This window comes from Symbiopectobacterium sp. RP, from assembly GCF_050472005.1.
GTDB lineage: Bacteria > Pseudomonadota > Gammaproteobacteria > Enterobacterales > Enterobacteriaceae > Symbiopectobacterium.
On the sequence record NZ_JBGOGS010000001.1, the window covers coordinates 756,358 to 775,625 of the forward strand.

18 protein-coding genes and 5 pseudogenes are annotated in these 19,268 nt (G+C 53.3%); 16 read left to right on the forward strand and 7 right to left on the reverse strand.

Annotation, left to right across the window (positions count from 1 at the left end; genetic code table 11):
* Positions 1-323: 323 nt before the first annotated feature.
* Entirely contained in the window at positions 324-926 is a 603-nt protein-coding gene (locus ACD630_RS04880; RefSeq protein ID WP_430358296.1) for a peroxiredoxin C, read from the reverse strand.
* A 155-nt stretch (positions 927-1,081) separates the two neighbouring features.
* Positions 1,082-1,632, reverse strand: a pseudogene (locus ACD630_RS04885) (ACP phosphodiesterase).
* Between ACD630_RS04885 and ACD630_RS04890 the strand changes: the two are divergent.
* The 6 genes from ACD630_RS04890 to secF all read left to right on the forward strand — a co-directional run bounded on the left by ACD630_RS04890 (position 1,615) and on the right by secF (position 7,410).
* Complete coding sequence (locus ACD630_RS04890; RefSeq protein WP_430360130.1) at positions 1,615-1,764, forward strand: hypothetical protein; 150 nt, start codon at positions 1,615-1,617, stop codon at positions 1,762-1,764. The pseudogene ACD630_RS04885 and the gene ACD630_RS04890 overlap by 18 nt on opposite strands.
* 6 nt (positions 1,765-1,770) lie before the next feature.
* Positions 1,771-2,820, forward strand: a complete 1,050-nt coding sequence (queA, locus tag ACD630_RS04895) for a tRNA preQ1(34) S-adenosylmethionine ribosyltransferase-isomerase QueA (protein WP_430358297.1) — start codon at positions 1,771-1,773, stop codon at positions 2,818-2,820.
* Positions 2,821-2,957: 137 nt separating this feature from the next.
* Positions 2,958-4,103, forward strand: coding sequence for a tRNA guanosine(34) transglycosylase Tgt (tgt, locus tag ACD630_RS04900; RefSeq protein WP_430358298.1), 1,146 nt, complete (start codon positions 2,958-2,960; stop codon positions 4,101-4,103).
* Between the two features lie 117 nt (positions 4,104-4,220).
* Entirely contained in the window at positions 4,221-4,553 is a 333-nt protein-coding gene (gene yajC / locus ACD630_RS04905; protein ID WP_430358299.1) for a preprotein translocase subunit YajC, read from the forward strand.
* 27 nt (positions 4,554-4,580) lie between these two features.
* Positions 4,581-6,431: a protein translocase subunit SecD gene (secD, locus tag ACD630_RS04910; RefSeq protein ID WP_430358300.1), complete on the forward strand. Its 1,851-nt coding sequence runs from the start codon at positions 4,581-4,583 to the stop codon at positions 6,429-6,431.
* Between the two features lie 10 nt (positions 6,432-6,441).
* Positions 6,442-7,410: a protein translocase subunit SecF gene (gene secF / locus ACD630_RS04915; RefSeq protein WP_430358301.1), complete on the forward strand. Its 969-nt coding sequence runs from the start codon at positions 6,442-6,444 to the stop codon at positions 7,408-7,410.
* 55 nt (positions 7,411-7,465) lie between these two features.
* Here secF and ACD630_RS04920 read toward each other — a convergent pair.
* Positions 7,466-7,969 (reverse strand): annotated as a pseudogene (locus tag ACD630_RS04920) (DUF3251 domain-containing protein).
* A 149-nt stretch (positions 7,970-8,118) separates the two neighbouring features.
* Here ACD630_RS04920 and ACD630_RS04925 point away from each other — a divergent pair.
* From ACD630_RS04925 to pgpA, 7 genes and pseudogenes are all read left to right on the forward strand, one after another.
* Positions 8,119-8,328, forward strand: a pseudogene (locus tag ACD630_RS04925) (transposase); the annotation flags it as partial.
* A gap of 240 nt (positions 8,329-8,568) precedes the next feature.
* Entirely contained in the window at positions 8,569-9,018 is a 450-nt protein-coding gene (nrdR, locus tag ACD630_RS04930) for a transcriptional regulator NrdR (protein ID WP_291970478.1), read from the forward strand.
* Positions 9,019-9,022: 4 nt separating this feature from the next.
* Entirely contained in the window at positions 9,023-10,138 is a 1,116-nt protein-coding gene (gene ribD, locus ACD630_RS04935) for a bifunctional diaminohydroxyphosphoribosylaminopyrimidine deaminase/5-amino-6-(5-phosphoribosylamino)uracil reductase RibD (RefSeq protein ID WP_430358302.1), read from the forward strand.
* A 138-nt stretch (positions 10,139-10,276) separates the two neighbouring features.
* The gene (gene ribH / locus ACD630_RS04940) at positions 10,277-10,741 is read left to right on the forward strand and encodes a 6,7-dimethyl-8-ribityllumazine synthase (protein WP_430358303.1); all 465 of its coding nucleotides are present in this window, start codon (positions 10,277-10,279) and stop codon (positions 10,739-10,741) included.
* Positions 10,742-10,765: 24 nt separating this feature from the next.
* Positions 10,766-11,185, forward strand: a complete 420-nt coding sequence (nusB, locus tag ACD630_RS04945; RefSeq protein WP_222158284.1) for a transcription antitermination factor NusB — start codon at positions 10,766-10,768, stop codon at positions 11,183-11,185.
* Positions 11,186-11,239: 54 nt separating this feature from the next.
* On the forward strand, positions 11,240-12,229 hold the full coding sequence (gene thiL, locus ACD630_RS04950; protein WP_430359902.1) for a thiamine-phosphate kinase: 990 nt from the start codon (positions 11,240-11,242) through the stop codon (positions 12,227-12,229).
* Positions 12,210-12,731 (forward strand): phosphatidylglycerophosphatase A, encoded by a 522-nt coding sequence (pgpA, locus tag ACD630_RS04955; RefSeq protein WP_430358304.1) that lies wholly within the window; start codon positions 12,210-12,212, stop codon positions 12,729-12,731. The genes thiL and pgpA overlap by 20 nt, the downstream gene beginning before the upstream one ends.
* 50 nt (positions 12,732-12,781) lie before the next feature.
* On the opposite strand, the gene dxs is transcribed toward pgpA, so the two are convergent.
* From dxs to xseB, 3 genes are all read right to left on the reverse strand, one after another.
* Positions 12,782-14,644, reverse strand: coding sequence for a 1-deoxy-D-xylulose-5-phosphate synthase (gene dxs / locus ACD630_RS04960; RefSeq protein WP_430358305.1), 1,863 nt, complete (start codon positions 14,642-14,644; stop codon positions 12,782-12,784).
* A gap of 113 nt (positions 14,645-14,757) precedes the next feature.
* Positions 14,758-15,669 carry a (2E,6E)-farnesyl diphosphate synthase gene (gene ispA / locus ACD630_RS04965; RefSeq protein WP_430358306.1) on the reverse strand — a complete coding sequence of 304 codons (912 nt, stop codon included), beginning with the start codon at positions 15,667-15,669 and terminating at the stop codon, positions 14,758-14,760.
* Positions 15,666-15,974, reverse strand: a complete 309-nt coding sequence (gene xseB, locus ACD630_RS04970) for an exodeoxyribonuclease VII small subunit (protein ID WP_430358307.1) — start codon at positions 15,972-15,974, stop codon at positions 15,666-15,668. The genes ispA and xseB overlap by 4 nt, the downstream gene beginning before the upstream one ends.
* A 244-nt stretch (positions 15,975-16,218) precedes the next feature.
* Between xseB and thiI the strand changes: the two genes are divergently transcribed.
* Positions 16,219-17,667, forward strand: a complete 1,449-nt coding sequence (gene thiI, locus ACD630_RS04975) for a tRNA uracil 4-sulfurtransferase ThiI (protein ID WP_430358308.1) — start codon at positions 16,219-16,221, stop codon at positions 17,665-17,667.
* A gap of 61 nt (positions 17,668-17,728) precedes the next feature.
* Here thiI and ACD630_RS04980 read toward each other — a convergent pair.
* Positions 17,729-18,022 (reverse strand): annotated as a pseudogene (locus ACD630_RS04980) (DJ-1/PfpI family protein); the annotation flags it as partial.
* A 27-nt stretch (positions 18,023-18,049) separates the two neighbouring features.
* Between ACD630_RS04980 and ACD630_RS04985 the strand changes: the two are divergent.
* Positions 18,050-18,549, forward strand: a pseudogene (locus ACD630_RS04985) (hypothetical protein).
* A gap of 134 nt (positions 18,550-18,683) precedes the next feature.
* A complete protein-coding gene (locus ACD630_RS04990; RefSeq protein ID WP_430358309.1) occupies positions 18,684-19,217 on the forward strand; it encodes a YgjV family protein in 534 nt (177 codons plus the stop codon).
* Positions 19,218-19,268: the final 51 nt, after the last annotated feature.

Genomic DNA, 19,268 nt, shown 5'->3' on the forward strand with positions numbered 1-19,268 from the left:
AGACCTCCCGGGGTAAACCCGACCGCCTTCACCACACACCTGCCTGATTTACTCACTCGACCCTTGATGGTTATGGCCTTCGCGATCATATGCTCGCTCTGCCGATCGGATGAGCCTTGTATCAGGTTTCTGTTCGTCAGGTCATGGCTTTGCTCCACGCTTCCTTCAGACCCCACCTCGCGATGATGCCCTTGCACTTCGCTAGTCCTTCGCCACCATCAGGCTGTACAGGGGACTTTCACCCCCAAGCTGTCGGGCATGCCCGGCACACATAAAAAAGCCGACGGGATAGCGTCGGCTTGTTGTCGCGGAAAAGGACGAGATTACAGCTTGTCGGCATTTTCCGTCAGGTATTTTGCAACGCCATCTGGCGATGCGCCCATACCGAATTTGCCTTTTTCCCACTGTGCCGGGCACACTTCGCCGTGCTCTTCGTGGAATTGCAGGGCATCAACCATGCGCAGCATTTCATCAACGTTACGGCCCAGCGGCAGATCGTTGACAACCTGATGGCGTACCACGCCTTCTTTGTCGACAAGGAAAGAACCGCGCAGTGCCACGCCCGCATCCGGGTGCTCAATGCCGTAGGCTTTCTGGATTTCACGCTTCACGTCGGCGACCATGGCGTACTGCACCGGGCCGATACCGCCGCTTTTCACCGGCGTGTTGCGCCAAGCGTTGTGAACGAATTCGGAGTCAAAAGATACTCCAACCACTTCTACACCGCGATCTTGAAACTCTTTATAGCGGTGGTCAAAGGCGATCAGTTCTGACGGGCAGACGAAGGTAAAGTCCATCGGCCAGAAGAAAATCACTGCCGCTTTACCGCTGATGTGCTTTTTCAGACTGAAATTTTCAATGATTTCGCCATTGCCTAATACGGCAGCAGCGGTGAAGTCAGGGGCTTGACGCGTTACCAGGACCATAATAACTCCTGTAAAAGTGATTAAAAAGGACGAGGATGAAAAAACAACAGGCAGTATAGGGTTTCTTTCCTCATGAATAAAGGTTAACAGACCGATTGATGAGATAGGTTTTGTCTATTGAATTGATTGGTCATACCCAGCATAAATCGACAGCGTTACAGCTGTTGCAAACGAGCCTGTTCCATCATACCTAGATAGAAACACCAAAAATAGTCTTCAAAGACGGTGTAGTGGCGCTCGATATCCTCAAATGAGCCTGCTAATGCCGCCAACCGGGGGCGGCGTATCGCCATGCGTTGCAGCACATCAGCAATAAAGGGCAATTCGGCGTAGCGCTCCAGCCAACGTTCACGCCACAGATAGTGATTCAGGTTTTGAAAGAGTTCCGGCGTGTCAGCCAGATGTGGCTCTATCTGGGTACGAGCGGTAGCGACAAACGCTTCCAGCGATTGCTGCGGACATGCGCGCGTCCAGTGACGGGCAAGAAAATGGTCCCATAGTACGTCAAGCGTGATGTGCGGCGACGGCTTTTACTTCGGCCTGACTGTCCGTTAGCACATCTAATGCGGCGGTGCAGGCGGATACCTGACACCACGTCATCGCTAAAGCCTTGTTGCGGGTTACCGCGCACAAAGTCGGCCATCAGGTTGCCGAGAAGCGAACTATCGGCTAGCGTGGCCAAGTGAAGATGAGCAAGAAAATTCATTCTGCCAGTTTACATCAATTTCATGCACCGTTTGCTTATTTGTTGCAGCCGCGCGCTTACGGCTCTAGACTAGACCGCCGTTTTTTACCTGTTCCTGTCGAACACTCTTTTATAAATAGCACAACCAAGTGAATAGCCATGCGAGTCTCTGATTTTTCGTTTGAACTTCCCGAAGCGCTGATTGCGCACTATCCGCAGGCGCAGCGTAGCGGCTGCCGATTGCTGTCGCTGGACGGACCGACGGGAGCCCTGACCCATGGTGTTTTCACCGATTTGCTGGATAAACTGGCACCGGGCGATTTGCTGGTGTTTAACAATACCCGCGTCATTCCTGCCCGTTTGTTTGGTCAAAAGGCCAGCGGTGGCAAGATTGAGGTGCTGGTTGAGCGCGTGCTGGATACGCAGCGTGTGCTGGCGCATGTTAGAGCGTCCAAGGCCCCCAAACCGGGAACGGAACTGTTGCTGGGAGAAGACGGCAGCGTCAAAGCGGTGATGGCCCAGCGCCACGATGCGCTGTTTGAGCTGCATTTTGATGATCCACGCGATGTGCTGACGATATTAAACGACATCGGCCATATGCCGCTGCCGCCTTACATTGACCGACAGGATGAAGACGCCGATCGTGAACTGTATCAAACGGTGTATAGCCAACGCACCGGTGCGGTTGCCGCACCGACGGCGGGCCTGCACTTTGATGAGCCGCTGCTGGCTGCATTGCGCGAGAAAGGGGTTGAAATGGCGTTTGTCACCCTACACGTCGGCGCAGGCACTTTCCAGCCCGTGCGGGTTGATACCATCGAAGATCACATCATGCATGCGGAGTATGCTGAAGTGCCGCAGAATGTGGTAGATGCTGTGCTGGCGTGTAAAGCGCGCGGTAATCGCGTGATCGCTGTTGGCACCACGTCGGTGCGTTCATTGGAAAGTGCGGCGCAAGAGGCGCTGATTGCCCCTTTCTTTGGTGATACCCGCATTTTTATCTATCCCGGCTATCATTATCGCATGATCGACGCCCTGGTGACCAACTTCCATCTGCCGGAATCAACGTTGATCATGCTGGTGTCTGCGTTTGCGGGCTATCAGCATACCATGGCGGCTTACCGCGCGGCGGTGAGCGAGCAGTATCGCTTTTTCAGCTACGGCGACGCCATGTTTATTACGCGTAATCCTGCGGCTGAAGCGGAGTAGGTTGCCAGTGCGGTGGACAACGACGCTTCAGCTTTTTGAAAAAAAACGCATAATCGCGCCGCAGAGTGCAATCTGTTGGCGTGTTGACTAACTTACCAACAACAACATCGGACTGTTTTTCCGGTGCTGGAGGCAAAGTGAAATACGAATTGTTGCAAATCGATGGTCGAGCGCGCCGTGGCCGTCTTGTTTTTGAACGTGGCGTGGTGGAAACCCCGGCGTTTATGCCGGTTGGCACTTACGGCACGGTAAAGGGCATGACGCCTGAGGAAGTGAAAGAAACTGGCGCGCAAATCCTGCTGGGTAACACCTTCCACCTGTGGCTGCGTCCAGGCCAGGAGATCATGAAGCTGCACGGCGATTTGCATGATTTCATGCAGTGGCATGGCCCGATCCTGACCGATTCCGGCGGATTTCAGGTCTTCAGCCTGGGCGACATCCGCAAAATCACCGAAGAGGGTGTGCACTTCCGTAACCCGATCAACGGCGACCCGATTTTCCTCAACCCGGAAAAATCGATGGAAATCCAGTACGATCTCGGCTCTGATATCGTGATGATTTTCGATGAGTGTACGCCTTATCCTGCCGATTGGGATTATGCCAAACGCTCGATGGAAATGTCGCTGCGTTGGGCGAAACGCAGCCGCGATCGTTTTGATGAACTCAATAACAACAACGCGTTATTTGGTATCATTCAGGGAAGTGTTTACGAAGATTTACGCGATGTCTCAGTAAAAGGGCTGGTAGAGATTGGCTTTGATGGGTACGCTGTGGGCGGCTTGGCAGTCGGGGAGCCGAAGGCGGATATGCACCGCATTCTAGAGCATGTTTGCCCGCAGATCCCGGCGGATAAACTCCGTTATCTGATGGGAGTCGGCAAGCCTGAGGATCTGGTGGAAGGCGTGCGACGCGGCATTGACATGTTTGACTGTGTGATGCCAACGCGCAATGCGCGCAACAGCCACCTGTTTGTTACCGACGGCGTGGTAAAAATCCGCAATGCGGTACACAAGGATGATACTCGTCCGTTGGATGAGCACTGTGATTGCTACACGTGTCGCAATTATAGCCGCGCTTACTTGCATCATCTCGACCGTTGCAACGAAATACTCGGCGCGCGCCTCAATACCATCCACAACTTGCGGTATTATCAACGGTTGATGGCGGGTTTACGTCAGGCCATCGAAGAGGGTAAATTAGAGCACTTTGTGGCAGATTTTTACCAACGGATTGGCAAGCCGGCGCCATCCCTTGCTGAAACGGCGGCAGGTCAACACGACTGACGACGCGATTTTCGTACCTGCTGCGCGTGATGTGTACGGTTGAAGCGTTTTAGGCACATTTGGATTTCATATACTTTTGCACACGTTTGGTTTGATAACAAAAAAGAGGATAGTTAAATGAATTTTTTCATTTCTGATGCTGTAGCTGCAGCTGGCGCTCCGGCACAAAGTCCGTACTCTCTGGTGATTATTCTGGCTGTTTTTGGCCTGATTTTTTACTTCATGATTCTGCGTCCTCAGCAAAAGCGCGCTAAAGATCACAAGAAACTGATGGACTCCATTTCCAAAGGGGATGAAGTGCTGACGACGGGCGGTCTGGTGGGTCGCGTGACCAAAGTCTCTGAGACCGGGTACATCGCTATCGCGCTGAACGACACCAATAATGAAGTGGTTATCAAACGTGATTTTGTGGCTGCCGTATTGCCAAAGGGCACCATCAAGGCCCTGTAATTTTTGATTTTCCCGAAGGGAACTGCCGTGTTAAACCGTTATCCTTTGTGGAAGTACCTGATGCTGGTCGTGGCATTAGTCATCGGCCTGCTTTATGCACTTCCTAACCTGTATGGTGAGGATCCGGCGGTACAAATCACTGGCGCGCGAGGCATCGCCGCCAGTGATTCAACGCTGATCCAAGTCCAGAATGTATTACAAGAACAGCAGATCACCAGCAAATCGCTCGCGTTAGAAAGTGGTGTGATCCTTGCCCGTTTCTCCACTCCAGATATTCAACTGCGCGCTCGCGAAGCGCTGATGAATGCATTGGGTGAGAAGTATGTCGTGGCCTTGAACCTGGCCCCCGCTACGCCAAACTGGCTGCGCATGCTGCGTGCGGAACCCATGAAACTGGGTCTGGACCTGCGCGGTGGCGTACACTTCCTGATGGAAGTGGATATGGAAACGGCGTTAGCTAAACTGCAAGAGCAGACCATGGATTCCCTGCGCAGCGATCTGCGTGAAAAGGGCATCCCTTATGCCACGGTGCGTAAAGCCGATGACAATACCGTAGAGATCCGTTTCCGCTATGTGGCAACGCGTAACGACGCGATTTCGTATCTCACCACCCGTCACCGCGATCTAGTGTTTAACGCCAGCGGCGATAACCTGATGCGTGCGATGATGAGCGCCGAGCGCCTGCGTGAAGCGCGTGAATACGCCGTCCAGCAAAACATCAATATCCTGCGTAACCGTGTTAACCAACTGGGTGTGACCGAACCGCTGGTACAGCGACAGGGAGCGGATCGCATCGTGGTTGAGTTGCCCGGCATTCAAGACACCGCGCGAGCCAAAGAAATTCTGGGTGCGACGGCAACGTTGGAATTCCGTCTGGTAAACAGTTCTGCGGACGTGACGGCAGCAGCCAATGGCCGTGTTCCGGTTGATTCCGAAGTGAAAAACATGCGTGATGGCACCCCGGTGGTGCTGTACAAGCGTGTGATCCTCACCGGTGACCACATTACCGATTCCACCTCGGGTGCCGACGAATACGGTCGTCCGCAGGTTAACATCTCGCTGGACAGCGCGGGCGGTAACGCCATGTCCAATTTCACCAAGGTTGCCATCGGTAAACCGATGGCAACCTTGTTTGTGGAATACAAGGACAGGGGTAAGAAAGATGCCACGTCGGGTCGTTCCATTCTGGAAAAACACGAAGAAGTGATCAACGTCGCGACCATTCAGTCGCGTCTGGGTAACAGCTTCCGTATTACCGGTATCGATAACCCGAACGAAGCGCGTCAGCTCTCTCTGTTGCTGCGTGCCGGTGCGTTGATTGCCCCGATTCAGATTGTTGAAGAGCGTACCATCGGGCCAACGTTGGGGATGCAAAACATCACCCAAGGGCTTGAGGCCTGCTTGTGGGGGCTGGTGGCATCCATCCTGTTTATGGTGGTGTTCTACAAAGGATTTGGTTTGATCGCGACCACTGCATTGGTGGCTAACTTGGTGCTGATCGTTGGGGTGATGTCACTGTTGCCGGGGGCGACACTCACCATGCCAGGAATTGCCGGTATCGTGTTGACGCTGGCGGTGGCTGTAGATGCCAACGTACTGATTAACGAACGTATCAAAGAAGAATTCAGGAACGGGCGCACGGTTCAGCAAGCCATTCATGAAGGGTACAAAGGTGCGTTCTCCAGTATCATCGATGCCAACCTGACAACGATGATCACGGCAGTGATTCTGTACTCTGTGGGGACCGGTTCAATCAAAGGCTTTGCCATTACTACAGCGATTGGGGTTGCGACCTCGATGTTTACCGCTATTGTCGGCACTCGTGCGATTGTGAACCTGGTTTACGGCGGCAAACGCGTTAACAAGCTGTCTATTTGAGGAGTGCGTCGTGGCACAGGAATATACTGTTGAACAGCTCAACTATGGTCGTAAAGTCTATGACTTTATGCGTTGGGATAACGTCGCGTTCGTCATTTCGGGCACTTTGTTAATCCTGTCACTGATTGTTATGGGTGTGCACGGGTTTAACTGGGGATTGGATTTCACCGGTGGTACGGTGATTGAAATCAACCTGGAAAAACCGGCCGATCTGGATCTCATTCGTGACTCTCTGGAAAAAGCCGGTTTTGCCGATCCGTTGATTCAGAACTTCGGTAGCAGCCGTGATGTGATGGTGCGTATGCCGCCAAGCGTGGGCACGTCAGGTCAGGAGCTGGGCAACAAAGTGGTTAGCATGATTAACCAGGGCACGGAACAGAGTGCTACGGTGAAGCGCATCGAGTTTGTTGGGCCGAGTGTGGGTAACGATTTGGCGCAAGACGGTGCTATGGCATTGTTGGCGGCGTTGATCTGCATCTTGATCTACGTAGGATTCCGTTTTGAATGGCGTCTGGCGTTGGGGGCGGTGCTGGCATTGGCGCACGACGTGATCATCACCATGGGGGGGTTCTCGCTGTTTCAAATCGAAATCGATTTGACCATCGTGGCATCGCTGATGTCGGTTATCGGTTACTCGTTGAACGACAGCATCGTGGTATCTGACCGTATTCGTGAAAACTTCCGCAAGATTCGCCGCGGTACGCCTTACGAAATCATGAACGTGTCGCTGACACAGACGTTGAGCCGTACTTTGATGACCTCCGGCACCACGCTGGGTGTGGTATTGATGCTCTACATTTTTGGCGGCGCGATGCTGGAAGGTTTCTCGCTGGCAATGCTGATCGGGGTGTCTATCGGTACTATCTCCTCTATCTACGTGGCCTCAGCGCTGGCGCTGAAGCTTGGGATGAAGCGTGAACACCTGCTGGTGCAGAAAGTCGAGAAGGAAGGGGCGGATCAACCCTCCATCTTTCCTTAAGGCCGTTTGATAACGTTGAGAGAAATCCCTGCTACGGCAGGGATTTTTTTATGTATCAGGGGCGGCTGGTTTCAACTTGATGCAGGCGTATAAACCCGAGCTGCTCCGGTGTGACATCGCTTAGCCGAACGCCAAATATGGCTTCAGTTTTGGGTAATAGGGGGGGGGCGTCGAGCATCAACTGCTGGGTGTGAATTTCGCTTGGCAACGGCTTGCTGCTGACCAGATCGAGCTGACCCCAGTCGAGTTGTGCGTGAAACGCAGGCAGTGCTGTACCTTCCAGTAGCCGAACGTGCAACAGCGCCTAGGTGCCATTCGCCTCGGGTTCAATATGGCTCAGGGAAATGCTCAGTTTGCCAATATTGCTTTCTAAAATTGCGCTATTTTTCGCGCTGGGTAGCAAGTACACACCGTGGGTAGAGTGACTGTTTAAGGTATTTTGCTGCTCCAGCGCTAACGCCTGTGCCGTCAGTGTTTGTAATTGCCGGTTAAGCTGCCCCACTTCCCGTTGCAGCGTAGGCGTTTGCGGAGGCGCTGAACAGCCCGTCAGCGCCAGCATCAAGAGACAAGATGCACGATATAGCCAACCGACATTATTTTGATAACAGCCAGCTATGCTTTTTTTGCCGCATATCATGGCATTGGCTGTAATCATTTTTAAGTCGGTTGGCTATATGTTCAATCCAACATCAAAAGCAGGTTACTTTAATGGACGAAAAACAGTTACAGGCTCTGGCTAACGAGCTGGCCAAAAATCTCAAAACCCCTGACGCTCTCAACCACTTTGATCGCCTGCTGAAAAAGATCTGCGTTGAAGCTGCCCTTAATGCTGAAATGACCCATCACCTCGGGCATGAGAAGCACCAGTCCAAATCTGGAACTAACACGCGCAATGGCTACTCCACAAAGATTGTTATAGCAAAGCGACATTATTTTGATAACAATTAGCTGTATTTTTTTGCCACATATCAGGGCATTGGCTGTAATCATTTTTAAGTCGGTTGGCTATATATAAGCGTAGTGGCGAATGAGAGTTAAATCATGCTGCGTTAATGCTGGCACCTATGCAAATATTGGTCTGTAAGCGCTGGATATTTGGGTTAGTCGATCAAATCAGGGTAAACTAGGCGTAAGAGAAGCTAATCATCGGGATATGTTATGCACTGCCCATTCTGCTCCGCTGTTGATACCAAAGTTATTGATTCTCGTCTGGTCGGCGAAGGCACGCAGGTACGGCGTCGCCGTCAGTGTCTGGTGTGCAATGAGCGCTTTACCACCTTTGAAGTGGCGGAGCTAGTGATTCCCCGGGTGATCAAGAGTAATGACGTTCGCGAGCCCTTCAACGAAGAAAAATTGCGTAAAGGGATGCTGAAAGCGCTGGAAAAGCGGCCGGTCAGTGCGGATGACGTTGAAAACGCCCTCAATCATATCAAATCTCAACTGCGTGCTACGGGTGAGCGTGAAGTCACCGCCAAGATGATTGGCAATCTGGTGATGGATGCCCTGAAGCGTCTGGACAAAGTCGCTTATATTCGTTTTGCCTCCGTATACCGTAGTTTTGAGGACATTCGGGAGTTTGGCGAAGAGATTGCTCGGTTACAGGATTAGTCATATGGAACGGCAAGATGAATTCTGGATGGCGCGCGCGCTTGAATTAGCGCGGCGCGGGCGTTTCACTACGTCTCCAAACCCTAACGTTGGTTGTGTGATTGCACGCGACGGTGAAATGGTCGGCGAAGGCTACCACTTGCGCGCCGATGAACCGCATGCGGAAGTGCATGCGCTTCGTATGGCGGGTGAACTGGCCCGAGGAGCAACCGCCTATGTGACGCTGGAGCCGTGCAGTCACCATGGACGCACGCCGCCCTGTGCTGATGCGCTGATTGCGGCGGGTGTGGCGCGCGTCGTGGCGGCGATGCAAGATCCTAACCCTCAGGTGGCCGGGCGCGGTTTGCACCGTTTACAGCAGGCGGGTATCGCTGTCAGTCACGGCCTGATGATGCAAGATGCCGAGCAGGTCAATCTGGGTTTTCTGAAACGGATGCGCACCGGCGTTCCCTATGTCCGTCTTAAAGTGGCTGCTTCGCTGGATGGCCGCACGGCGATGGCGTCCGGAGAAAGCAAGTGGATCACCTCTCCCGAGGCACGTCAGGATGTGCAACGCTTTCGTGCACAAAGCGCCGCGATCCTTAGCAGCAGTGCTACCGTGTTGGCGGACGATCCGCTGTTGACGGTACGTTGGGAGACGTTGGATGCCGCTACGCAACAACAGCTTCCCGATGTAGTGCTTCCTCAACCCGTGCGCGTGATCGTCGACAGCCATGGACGCGTAACGCCTCAGCATCAACTGATCCATCAACTTGGCCAAACTTGGCTGGCGAGTACCCAACCGAACAATGACAGCGCATGGCCTGAAAGTGTGACACACCTTACTCTGCCCGCCCACGGTGGCGGCGTCGATTTGGTTGCGCTAATGATGATGCTCGGCAAGCGCCAGATTAATTCGGTTTGGGTTGAAGCCGGTGCTACGCTGGCAGGCGCACTGTTGAATGCGGGCGTGGTCGATGAGCTGATCGTGTATATGGCCCCGAAACTGTTAGGGCATGATGCCCGGGCCCTGTGTGTGTTGCCGGGGGTGACGCAGTTGGCGCAAGTGCCTTCATTTACGCAGACGGAGGTGTGCCAGATTGGCCCCGATCTCCGTCTGCGTTTCATACCGCAATCCTGACGTCGATATCCTGCGGTTTTGGTTTGCTCTGGCCTCTATGGGGTGTGGCAGACAAAACCGGATACGCCGTCACAAGAATGTGATAGAATCCGCCCCCCTGCGGGGTATTAGCATGCGATTATGATTATAAGGAACGCTATGAACCTCATTGAAGGTGTTGTTGCCAGCCCTGATGCCCGCGTCGCGATTGCGATTGCCCGTTTCAACAATTTTATCAACGATAGCCTGCTGGAAGGCGCTATCGATGCGCTGAAACGTATTGGTCAGGTCAAAGATGAAAACATTACCATTGTGTGGGTACCGGGTGCCTATGAGCTGCCGCTGACCGCGCGCGCGCTGGCAAAAAATGGCTATGACGCCGTCGTGGCACTGGGAACGGTTATCCGTGGCGGTACTGCGCATTTTGAATATGTTGCGGGTGAGTGCAGCTCCGGGTTGGCTCATGTTGCCATGAACAGCGATATTCCTGTGACGTTTGGCGTTTTGACGACAGAAAGCATCGAGCAGGCGATTGAACGCGCTGGTACCAAAGCGGGCAATAAGGGTGCAGAAGCTGCGCTGACCGCGCTGGAAATGATTAACGTATTGAAAGCTATAAAATAAATTTGATTAAGAAAGGGGTATTCCGTGAAACCTGCTGCTCGTCGCCGCGCTCGTGAATGTGCGGTTCAAGCGCTGTATTCTTGGCAATTATCAAAGAATGATATTGCCGATATTGAACTGCAATTCCTGAGTGAGCAGGATGTCAAAGATGTCGACATCAGCTACTTTCGTGAGTTGCTGGCGGGCGTCGCCATGCAGGCAGAAAAACTGGATGCATTGATGGCACCCTACCTGTCACGTCAGCTCGAAGAGTTGGGGCAGGTGGAGCGCGCCGTGCTGCGTATTGCACTGTTCGAACTGAGCAAGCGCGATGACGTCCCTTACAAGGTTGCCATCAACGAAGCCATTGAACTGGCGAAAGTGTTCGGTGCGGAAGATAGCCACAAGTTTGTCAACGGCGTATTGGATAAAGTCGCTCCTACGGTGCGCCAAACCAAGAAGTAACGCTCAGGGCCGGAATACCGGCCTTGTTCGCGATTGTTTTTGACGGAAACGGTTATGGTTTACGGTGAGTTTGATCTGATTGCCCGCTATTTCAATCATGTGAACGCCTACAAGGCGGGAAATCCGCGTCGTGATGTAGAATTGGGGATTGGCGACGATTGTGCGTTGCTCACAGTGGCAGAAAAGCAGCTTTTAGCCGTCAGTACCGACACGCTGGTGTCTGGTGTGCATTTCCTACCGACTATCGATCCTGCTGATTTGGGTTACAAATCGCTGGCCATTAATTTAAGCGATCTGGCAGCCATGGGGGCCGATCCCGCCTGGCTCTCTCTCGCCATTACCTTGCCCGAAATTAACAGCGCGTGGTTGGCAGCCTACAGCGATAGCTTGTTCACGCTGCTGGATTACTATGGCATGCAGCTGATCGGCGGCGATACCACGCGTGGTCCGCTCGGCCTTACGTTGACTATTCACGGGCTGGTGCCCGCCGGTCGTGCGCTCACTCGTGCCGGTGCCCGCATTGGCGATTGGATCTATGTGACCGGAACGCTGGGTGATAGCGCCGCCGGGCTGGCGATTTTGCAACAACGTTTGCAGGTGAGTGACAGCGCGGTGCGTCAGTCATTGGTGCAACGCCATTTGCGTCCGCAGCCGCGCATTCTGCAAGGTCAGGCGTTGCGCACGCTTGCCAGCGCGGCTATCGATCTGTCGGATGGGCTAATCTCGGATTTACGCCATATTTTGGCCGCAAGTGATTGTGGTGCGCGCGTGCAGCTTGATGCTATTCCTTATTCATCGGCAATGATGCAACACGTTGAACCCGATCAGGCGCTGCGTTGGGCGCTGTCTGGCGGGGAAGATTATGAACTGTGCTTTACCGTGCCGGAGATTAATCGCGGGGCGATCGACATGGCGCTAGGCCAACTCGGCGTAGGCTATACCTGCATTGGTCAGATAGCGCCGTCGTCCGAGGGGCTGCGCTTTTTCCGTGGTGATAACGCAGTGGAACTGAACTGGAAAGGCTATGACCACTTCAGCCCATGACCGAGAAACAAAGCGCACCGCTAAGCAGCGTTTGCGCCTGAGCAATCCCAGGCATCTGCTGGCAACCGGGTTTGGTAGTGGCCTTTCACCCTGGATGCCGGGCACGGCGGGATCGCTGGCGGCGATCCCGGTGTGGTATCTGCTCTCCTTCCTGCCCTGGCAACTGTATTCACTGACTATCATGTTCAGCATTTGCATCGGTGTTTACCTGTGCCATCAAACGGCCAAAGACATGGGGGTGCACGATCACGGCAGCATCGTCTGGGATGAATTTGTCGGGATGTGGATCACGCTGATGGCGATCCCGGATGAACAGTGGCAGTGGGTGCTGGCCGGGTTTGTGGTGTTTCGTGTTCTGGATATTTTCAAACCTTGGCCGATACGCTGGTTCGATCGTAATGTGCACGGCGGCATGGGTATCATGATTGACGATATTGTGGCTGGAGTTATCTCTGCGGGCATTATCTACTGGATCGGGCACCACTGGCCGCTATTTTCTTAAACGGCATACGCGGTGCCTAACCGGGGCGACTGCCCCGGTCGATATCACGATTATTGCAGCCATTCCTCAATGCGACGTTCGAGGCCCGCCGCATCCAACCCCAAGTCGTGGCGTACTTCTTCCTGAGTCCCTTGGGGAATAAAGCTGTCCGGTAACCCCAGATTTAACACCGGAATGCCCAGACGCTGCGCCAGCACCACTTCATTCACGCCGCTACCCGCACCGCCCATCAATGCGTTCTCTTCCAATGTCACCAGCAGATCGTGGCTTTTTGCCAGTTCAGCAATCAGTGCTTCATCCAGCGGTTTGACGAAGCGCATGTCGACCAATGTCGCATTGTGCTTTTCGGCAACCTGCTGTGCTTCCGGCAGCAGTGCACCGAAATTGAGGATAGCGACTTTTTCGCCCGTGCGTCGTACCACCCCTTTCCCGATCGGCAATTCCTGCAACGGCTCAAGCGTGGCTCCAGTACCGGTACCGCGTGGGTAACGCACGGCGCAAGGGCCGTCTTGATAACGGTAGCCGGTAAACAACATCTGGCGACATTCGTTCTCATCGCTCGGTGCCATGATAATCAGATCGGGAATGCAACGCAGGAAGGACAAGTCAAACGCCCCCTGATGCGTTTGGCCGTCCGCGCCAACAATACCGCCGCGATCGATAGCGAACAGTACCGGCAGATTCTGAATGGCGACGTCGTGAATCACCTGATCGTAGGCGCGTTGTAAAAAGGTGGAGTAGATCGCCACCACCGGTTTGTACCCGCCTAGGGCTAAACCGGCGGCAAAGGTGACGGCGTGCTGCTCGGCAATGGCAACATCGAAATATTGTTGTGGGTAGTCACGAGAGAAGCGCACCATGCCAGAACCTTCGCGCATCGCTGGCGTCACTGCCATCAGCTTGCTGTCTTTGGCGGCGATTTCACACAGCCAATCACCGAAAATGGCCGAGTAGCTGGGAAGGCTCGCCTTGCTTTTGGGCAAGGTACCACTGGCAGGATCAAACTTGGGCACGGCATGCCAACTGATAGGATCTTGCTCTGCTGGGGCATAGCCACGACCTTTTTTGGTCATGATATGCAGCAACTGCGGACCCTTCAGGCTACGCATATTTTTCAGGGTTTGCGCTAGCCCGACCACATCATGACCGTCGACCGGGCCGATATAGTTAAAGCCGAGTTCTTCAAACAGCGTTCCGGGTACCACCATGCCTTTCAGATGTTCTTCCGTGCGTTTGACCAGCTCTTTGATCGGCGGGATGCCAGACAGCACTTTCTTACCACCTTCGCGCAGGGTGGAGTAGAGTTTACCGGATAACAGTTGTGCCAAGTGATTGTTGAGCGCACCGACGTTTTCGGAAATGGACATCTCGTTGTCGTTCAACACCACCAGCAAATCGGAACGAATATCGCCCGCGTGGTTCATGGCTTCAAATGCCATTCCCGCGGTCAGTGCGCCGTCGCCGATAACGCACACGGTACGGCGTCCTTTGCCTTCTCGTTCGGCGGCAACCGCCATGCCCAGCCCTGCGCTGATCGACGTGGAGGAGTGACCGACGCTTAACACATCGTATTCACTCTCGCCGCGCCAGGGGAACGGGTGCAGGCCGCCTTTCTGGCGGATGGTGGAAATGCGATCGCGGCGACCGGTGATGATTTTGTGAGGATAGGCTTGATGGCCAACATCCCACACCAGATGGTCAAATGGCGTGTTGTGGACATAGTGCAGCGCCACGGTGAGTTCAACGGTGCCGAGCCCTGAAGCAAAGTGGCCGCTGGAGCGGCTAACGCTGTCCAGCAGATATTGACGAAGTTCATCGCACAGTTTAGGCAGGCTGTCACGCGGCAGCATGCGCAGTTCGTCAGGTGTTTCCACTAAAGCCAGTGTCGGGTACTTTGCAATATCAAAACTCATTTGCGACTCATTCTGAGGTGTAATCCCCGTTCTCTCTCAAGCGGCGAATACAGTATCCATCCGGGGCGTTGCCACCGTGCGACACGCTTGAAATTCACTGGGTGATGTTGAAATTATTTATCTCGCTCGACGATATAATTCGCCAATGCCCGTAGTACCGTAGTATCGAGCGGCGTTGCGCTGGCCGCTTGCAGTTCATCCAATGCTACCAGTGATTCCTGATAGAGATCCCACGCCTTTGCCCGTGCACTGTCAAGCCCGAGCAAGCCGGGATAGGTGCTTTTGTCCAGTTGCTGATCGGCCCCTTGTCGCTTACCGGTGGTGGCACTGTCACCAACCACATCAAGGATGTCATCCTGCACCTGAAAGGCCAGACCGATGGCATTGGCATAGCGATCGAGGTGTGGCAGTGCCGCCCGACCCGCAGTACCAGCGCTGAGCGCGCCGAGCCTGACGGCTGTGCGAATCAATGCGCCGGTTTTGTGGCGATGAATTTGCTCCAGTGCGGTGAGATCGACTTGCTTACCCTCTGCCGCCAAATCCAGCGCTTGCCCACCGCACATGCCTGCCACGCCGCTGGCGTACGCCAGTTCTGCAACCATTGATAGGCGATCGCGGTCGCTGACTTCCGGCATGGAGCCGTCAGCCAGAATGGAGAAGGCTAACGTTTGAAGCGCATCCCCGGCCAGAACCGCTGTGGCTTCGCCAAATTTAATGTGACAGGTCGGTTGACCACGGCGCAGGTCATCATCGTCCATGGCAGGCAAATCGTCATGAATCAGCGAATAAGCGTGGATAGATTCCACTGCGGCAGCCGGCGTATCCAGGCTGCTCAGAGGAATGCCGAAAAGTTGCCCGGTGGTATAAACCAAAAAAGGCCGAAGGCGTTTGCCTCCCAGCAGCGCACCGTAGGCCATGGCATCAACCAGCGGACTACCCTGAAACGGCAAGTCGGTGATAAAACGGTTCAATGCCTGATTAACGCGATCTGCATGGGCACGCAATTGCTCAGCGAATTCCGTCATAGTGGTTTACTGTTCGGGGTTGTCGTGCCCTGAGCGAAAGGGAACAGCGCGGCATTCGGTTCATCGCTTAGCAGGATTTGTACGCGTTGCTCCGCTTGTTGCAGCTGCAGCTGTCCCTGACGCGCTAACTGAATGCCATTTTCAAAAGCGCTCAGCGCGGCTTCCAACGGCAAATCGCCCGACTCGAGGCGGGCGACAATCTGTTCCAGCTGTTGTAGCGCATCTTCAAAACTCAGCGCTGAGTCAGCTGTGTTCAGCGTTTCGCTGTTTGCCTCCGAGTGAGGCAACGTTTTTTTTGCAGGCATGACCTATTTTACATCCTGATCGCTAAGTTATGCTGTTCTTTTAGTGTCGTTAATCGTTACTGTTCGCTACTGATCCATCGCACAGATAAGCACATCCTTCCTGCGCGCAGCGTGCGAGAAGATGATATACTCCGCGCCTTGGATGCTATTGGTAAAATCACCCTATGGAACGAGTTTACCGATAACGTGAATGTAGCACTCGGGTTAACACTTACGCCCATTTGACTAAGTAACGACAGCCATCATGAAGTTTATCATTAAATTGTTCCCGGAAATCACCATCAAGAGTCAATCTGTGCGGTTGCGCTTTATTAAGATACTTACCGGTAACATTCGTAACGTGCTTAAGCAGTATGACGACCAACTGGCCGTCGTCCGTCATTGGGATCATATCGAAGTCCGAGCCAAAGAGGAAAGCCAACGCGAAGAGATTCGCGATGCGTTAACCCGTATTCCCGGCATTCATCATATTCTGGACGTTGAAGACCACGCTTACACCGACGTGCACGACATTTTTGAACAAACGTTGGCGCTGTATCGTCCACAGCTAGAAGGAAAAAGCTTCTGTGTACGCGTGAAACGGCGCGGCAAGCACGACTTCTCATCGCAGGATGTAGAGCGTTATGTGGGCGGTGGACTTAATCAGCACATCGACAGTGCGCACGTTAACCTTACCACGCCGCAGGTCACGGTTCATCTGGAGATTGAACAGGATCGTTTGCTGCTGATTAAAGGGCGTTATGAAGGCATCGGTGGTTTCCCTATCGGTACGCAAGAAGATGTACTGTCACTGATTTCCGGCGGGTTCGATTCTGGCGTGTCTAGCTATATGCTTATCCGCCGTGGCTGTCGCGTGCATTACTGCTTTTTCAATCTGGGCGGCGCAGCGCATGAAATTGGTGTTAAACAGGTCGCACACTATTTGTGGAAACGCTTTGGCAGCTCGCATCGCGTGCGCTTTGTCGCTATTGATTTTGAACCCGTGGTGGGCGAGATCCTAGAAAAAGTGGATGACGGCCAGATGGGCGTCGTGCTTAAACGTATGATGATGCGTGCCGCATCACGCATTGCCGAGCATTATGGCGTTCAGGCGTTGGTAACTGGCGAAGCGTTAGGTCAGGTTTCCAGTCAAACGTTGACCAACCTGCGTCTCATCGATAATGCCTCGGACACGCTGATTCTGCGCCCGCTGATTTCACACGATAAAGAACACATTATCAAGCTGGCACGCCATTTAGGCACGGAAGATTTTGCCAAAACCATGCCTGAGTATTGCGGGGTTATTTCTAAAAGCCCAACAGTAAAAGCAGTCAAATCCAAAATCGAAGAGGAAGAAGGTAAGTTCGACTTTGAGATTCTGGACCGGGTGATTTTTGAAGCGCGGAATATAGATATCCGCGATATCGCCACCCAGACCTCGCAAGAGATAACGGAAGTTGAAACCGTGGCATCGCTTTCTGCTGACGATATTCTGCTGGATATTCGCTCGGTGGATGAGCAAGACGATCGTCCGCTTGCGCTCACCGGTGTTGAAATCAAATCGCTGCCGTTCTACAAGCTCAGCACTCAGTTTGGCGATCTTGATCAGGGTAAGACCTATCTGCTGTACTGTGAACGCGGTGTGATGAGCAGTTTGCAGGCGCTGTATCTGCGTGAGCAGGGGTTCACTAACGTGAAGGTCTATCGGCCTTAACCTCGCGCTCCTCATCCTCCGTGCGAGCGGAGGATGACGGAATCACAGAGGTTTGATGGCATCAATCCCGATAATCATAAATGCCCGGTGGCAGCACCAACTGCGCTGCCACTTCCGCCGCTTTGGCACGCCCGGACAGTAAATCAATCAGCTTCAAGGCGAAATCCATGCTGGTGCCGGGGCTCTGGCTGGTCAGCAGATTAACGTGTGGATCGAATACCACGCGCTTATCCATCCATTTTTCTGGTGCGATTTTCTCTTTTAGCGTGGGATATCCGGTCATGTTGCCGAGCGGAAACAGCTGGTGGTGTTCCAGCACCAGAGCAGGAACGGCACAGATATAGCCAACCGACTTAAAAATGATTACAGCCAATGCCCTGATATGTGGCAAAAAAATACAGCTAATTGTTATCAAAATAATGTCGCTTGGCTATACTTTATCGAGCACAAGCAGCCGATTTATGAGAACCCCTCGCCGGGTAACAAGGCCGGTGGTATCACTACGCTGGAAGAGAAATCACTGGGCTGTACCCAGACAGCGGGGCAGAGCAAAGTGGTGGACGTGCTCAAGTATGGCGAGCGCCTGCATACGCCGGGGTTGAACTTGCTCAGCGCACCGGGTAATGATGCGGTGGCTACCAGCGCGCTGGTGGGCGCGGGCTGCCATATGGTATTGTTCAGTACCGGTCGCGCGGTTTTGTACCTACGGTGAAACTGGCAACCAACAGCGAGTTGGCGCAGAAAAAACCGCACTGGATCGACTTTGATGCCGGCCGCCTGATTCATGGGGTGGAAATGGACGATCTGCTGACCCAGTTTGTGGACATGATTGTGCAAATTGCTGATAGCAAAAAGCTGGCGAAAGAAAAACGAGATCAATGATTTTCGCGAACTGGCTATATTTAAAAGTGGCGTAACGTTGTAAAATCTCCCGCCTTTAATTAAAATGAAACAGCGCTCCATTTATTGGCGACGTTTTATTTATTTTCACCACTCCTTTTCCCAAGGCACAGATCATGACGAGTTATTGGTTTGCTCAGGCAGTGGGGGCGATGGCCTTCTTGGTGGGGATTACCGTATTTTTTCACCGTGACGATCGCAAATTCAAACTACAACTTTCCCTCTACTGCGCCATCATCGGTATCCATTTCTTTTTGATGGGGGCAAATGCCGCTGGCGCCAGTGCACTGCTGAATGCCGGGCGCACGGTGATTGCTACACGCACCCACAATCTTTTTGTGATGTTTGCCTTTATTATCCTGACGCTGGTGTTCGGGCTTTCGGGTCTTAAGCATGCGGTTGAGCTGCTGCCGATCATTGGTACGCTGATCAGCACCTGGGCATTGTTCCGCACCAGTGGGTTGACGACACGCTGCGTCATTTGGTGCGCCACACTGTGCTGGGTAATACATAACGTATGGCTTGGTTCAATAGGCGGTTCGCTGATTGAAGGCACATTTTTGATCCTCAATGGCTACAACATCATTTGTTTTTGGCGTATGCAGAAGCGTGGGCTGGACCCGTTCCGGGCAGAAACGCAATCTCATTAATGTCGCTATTGCTCTGTTTTCTCTCACCTTGATTCCATAGGTATAGCCAAC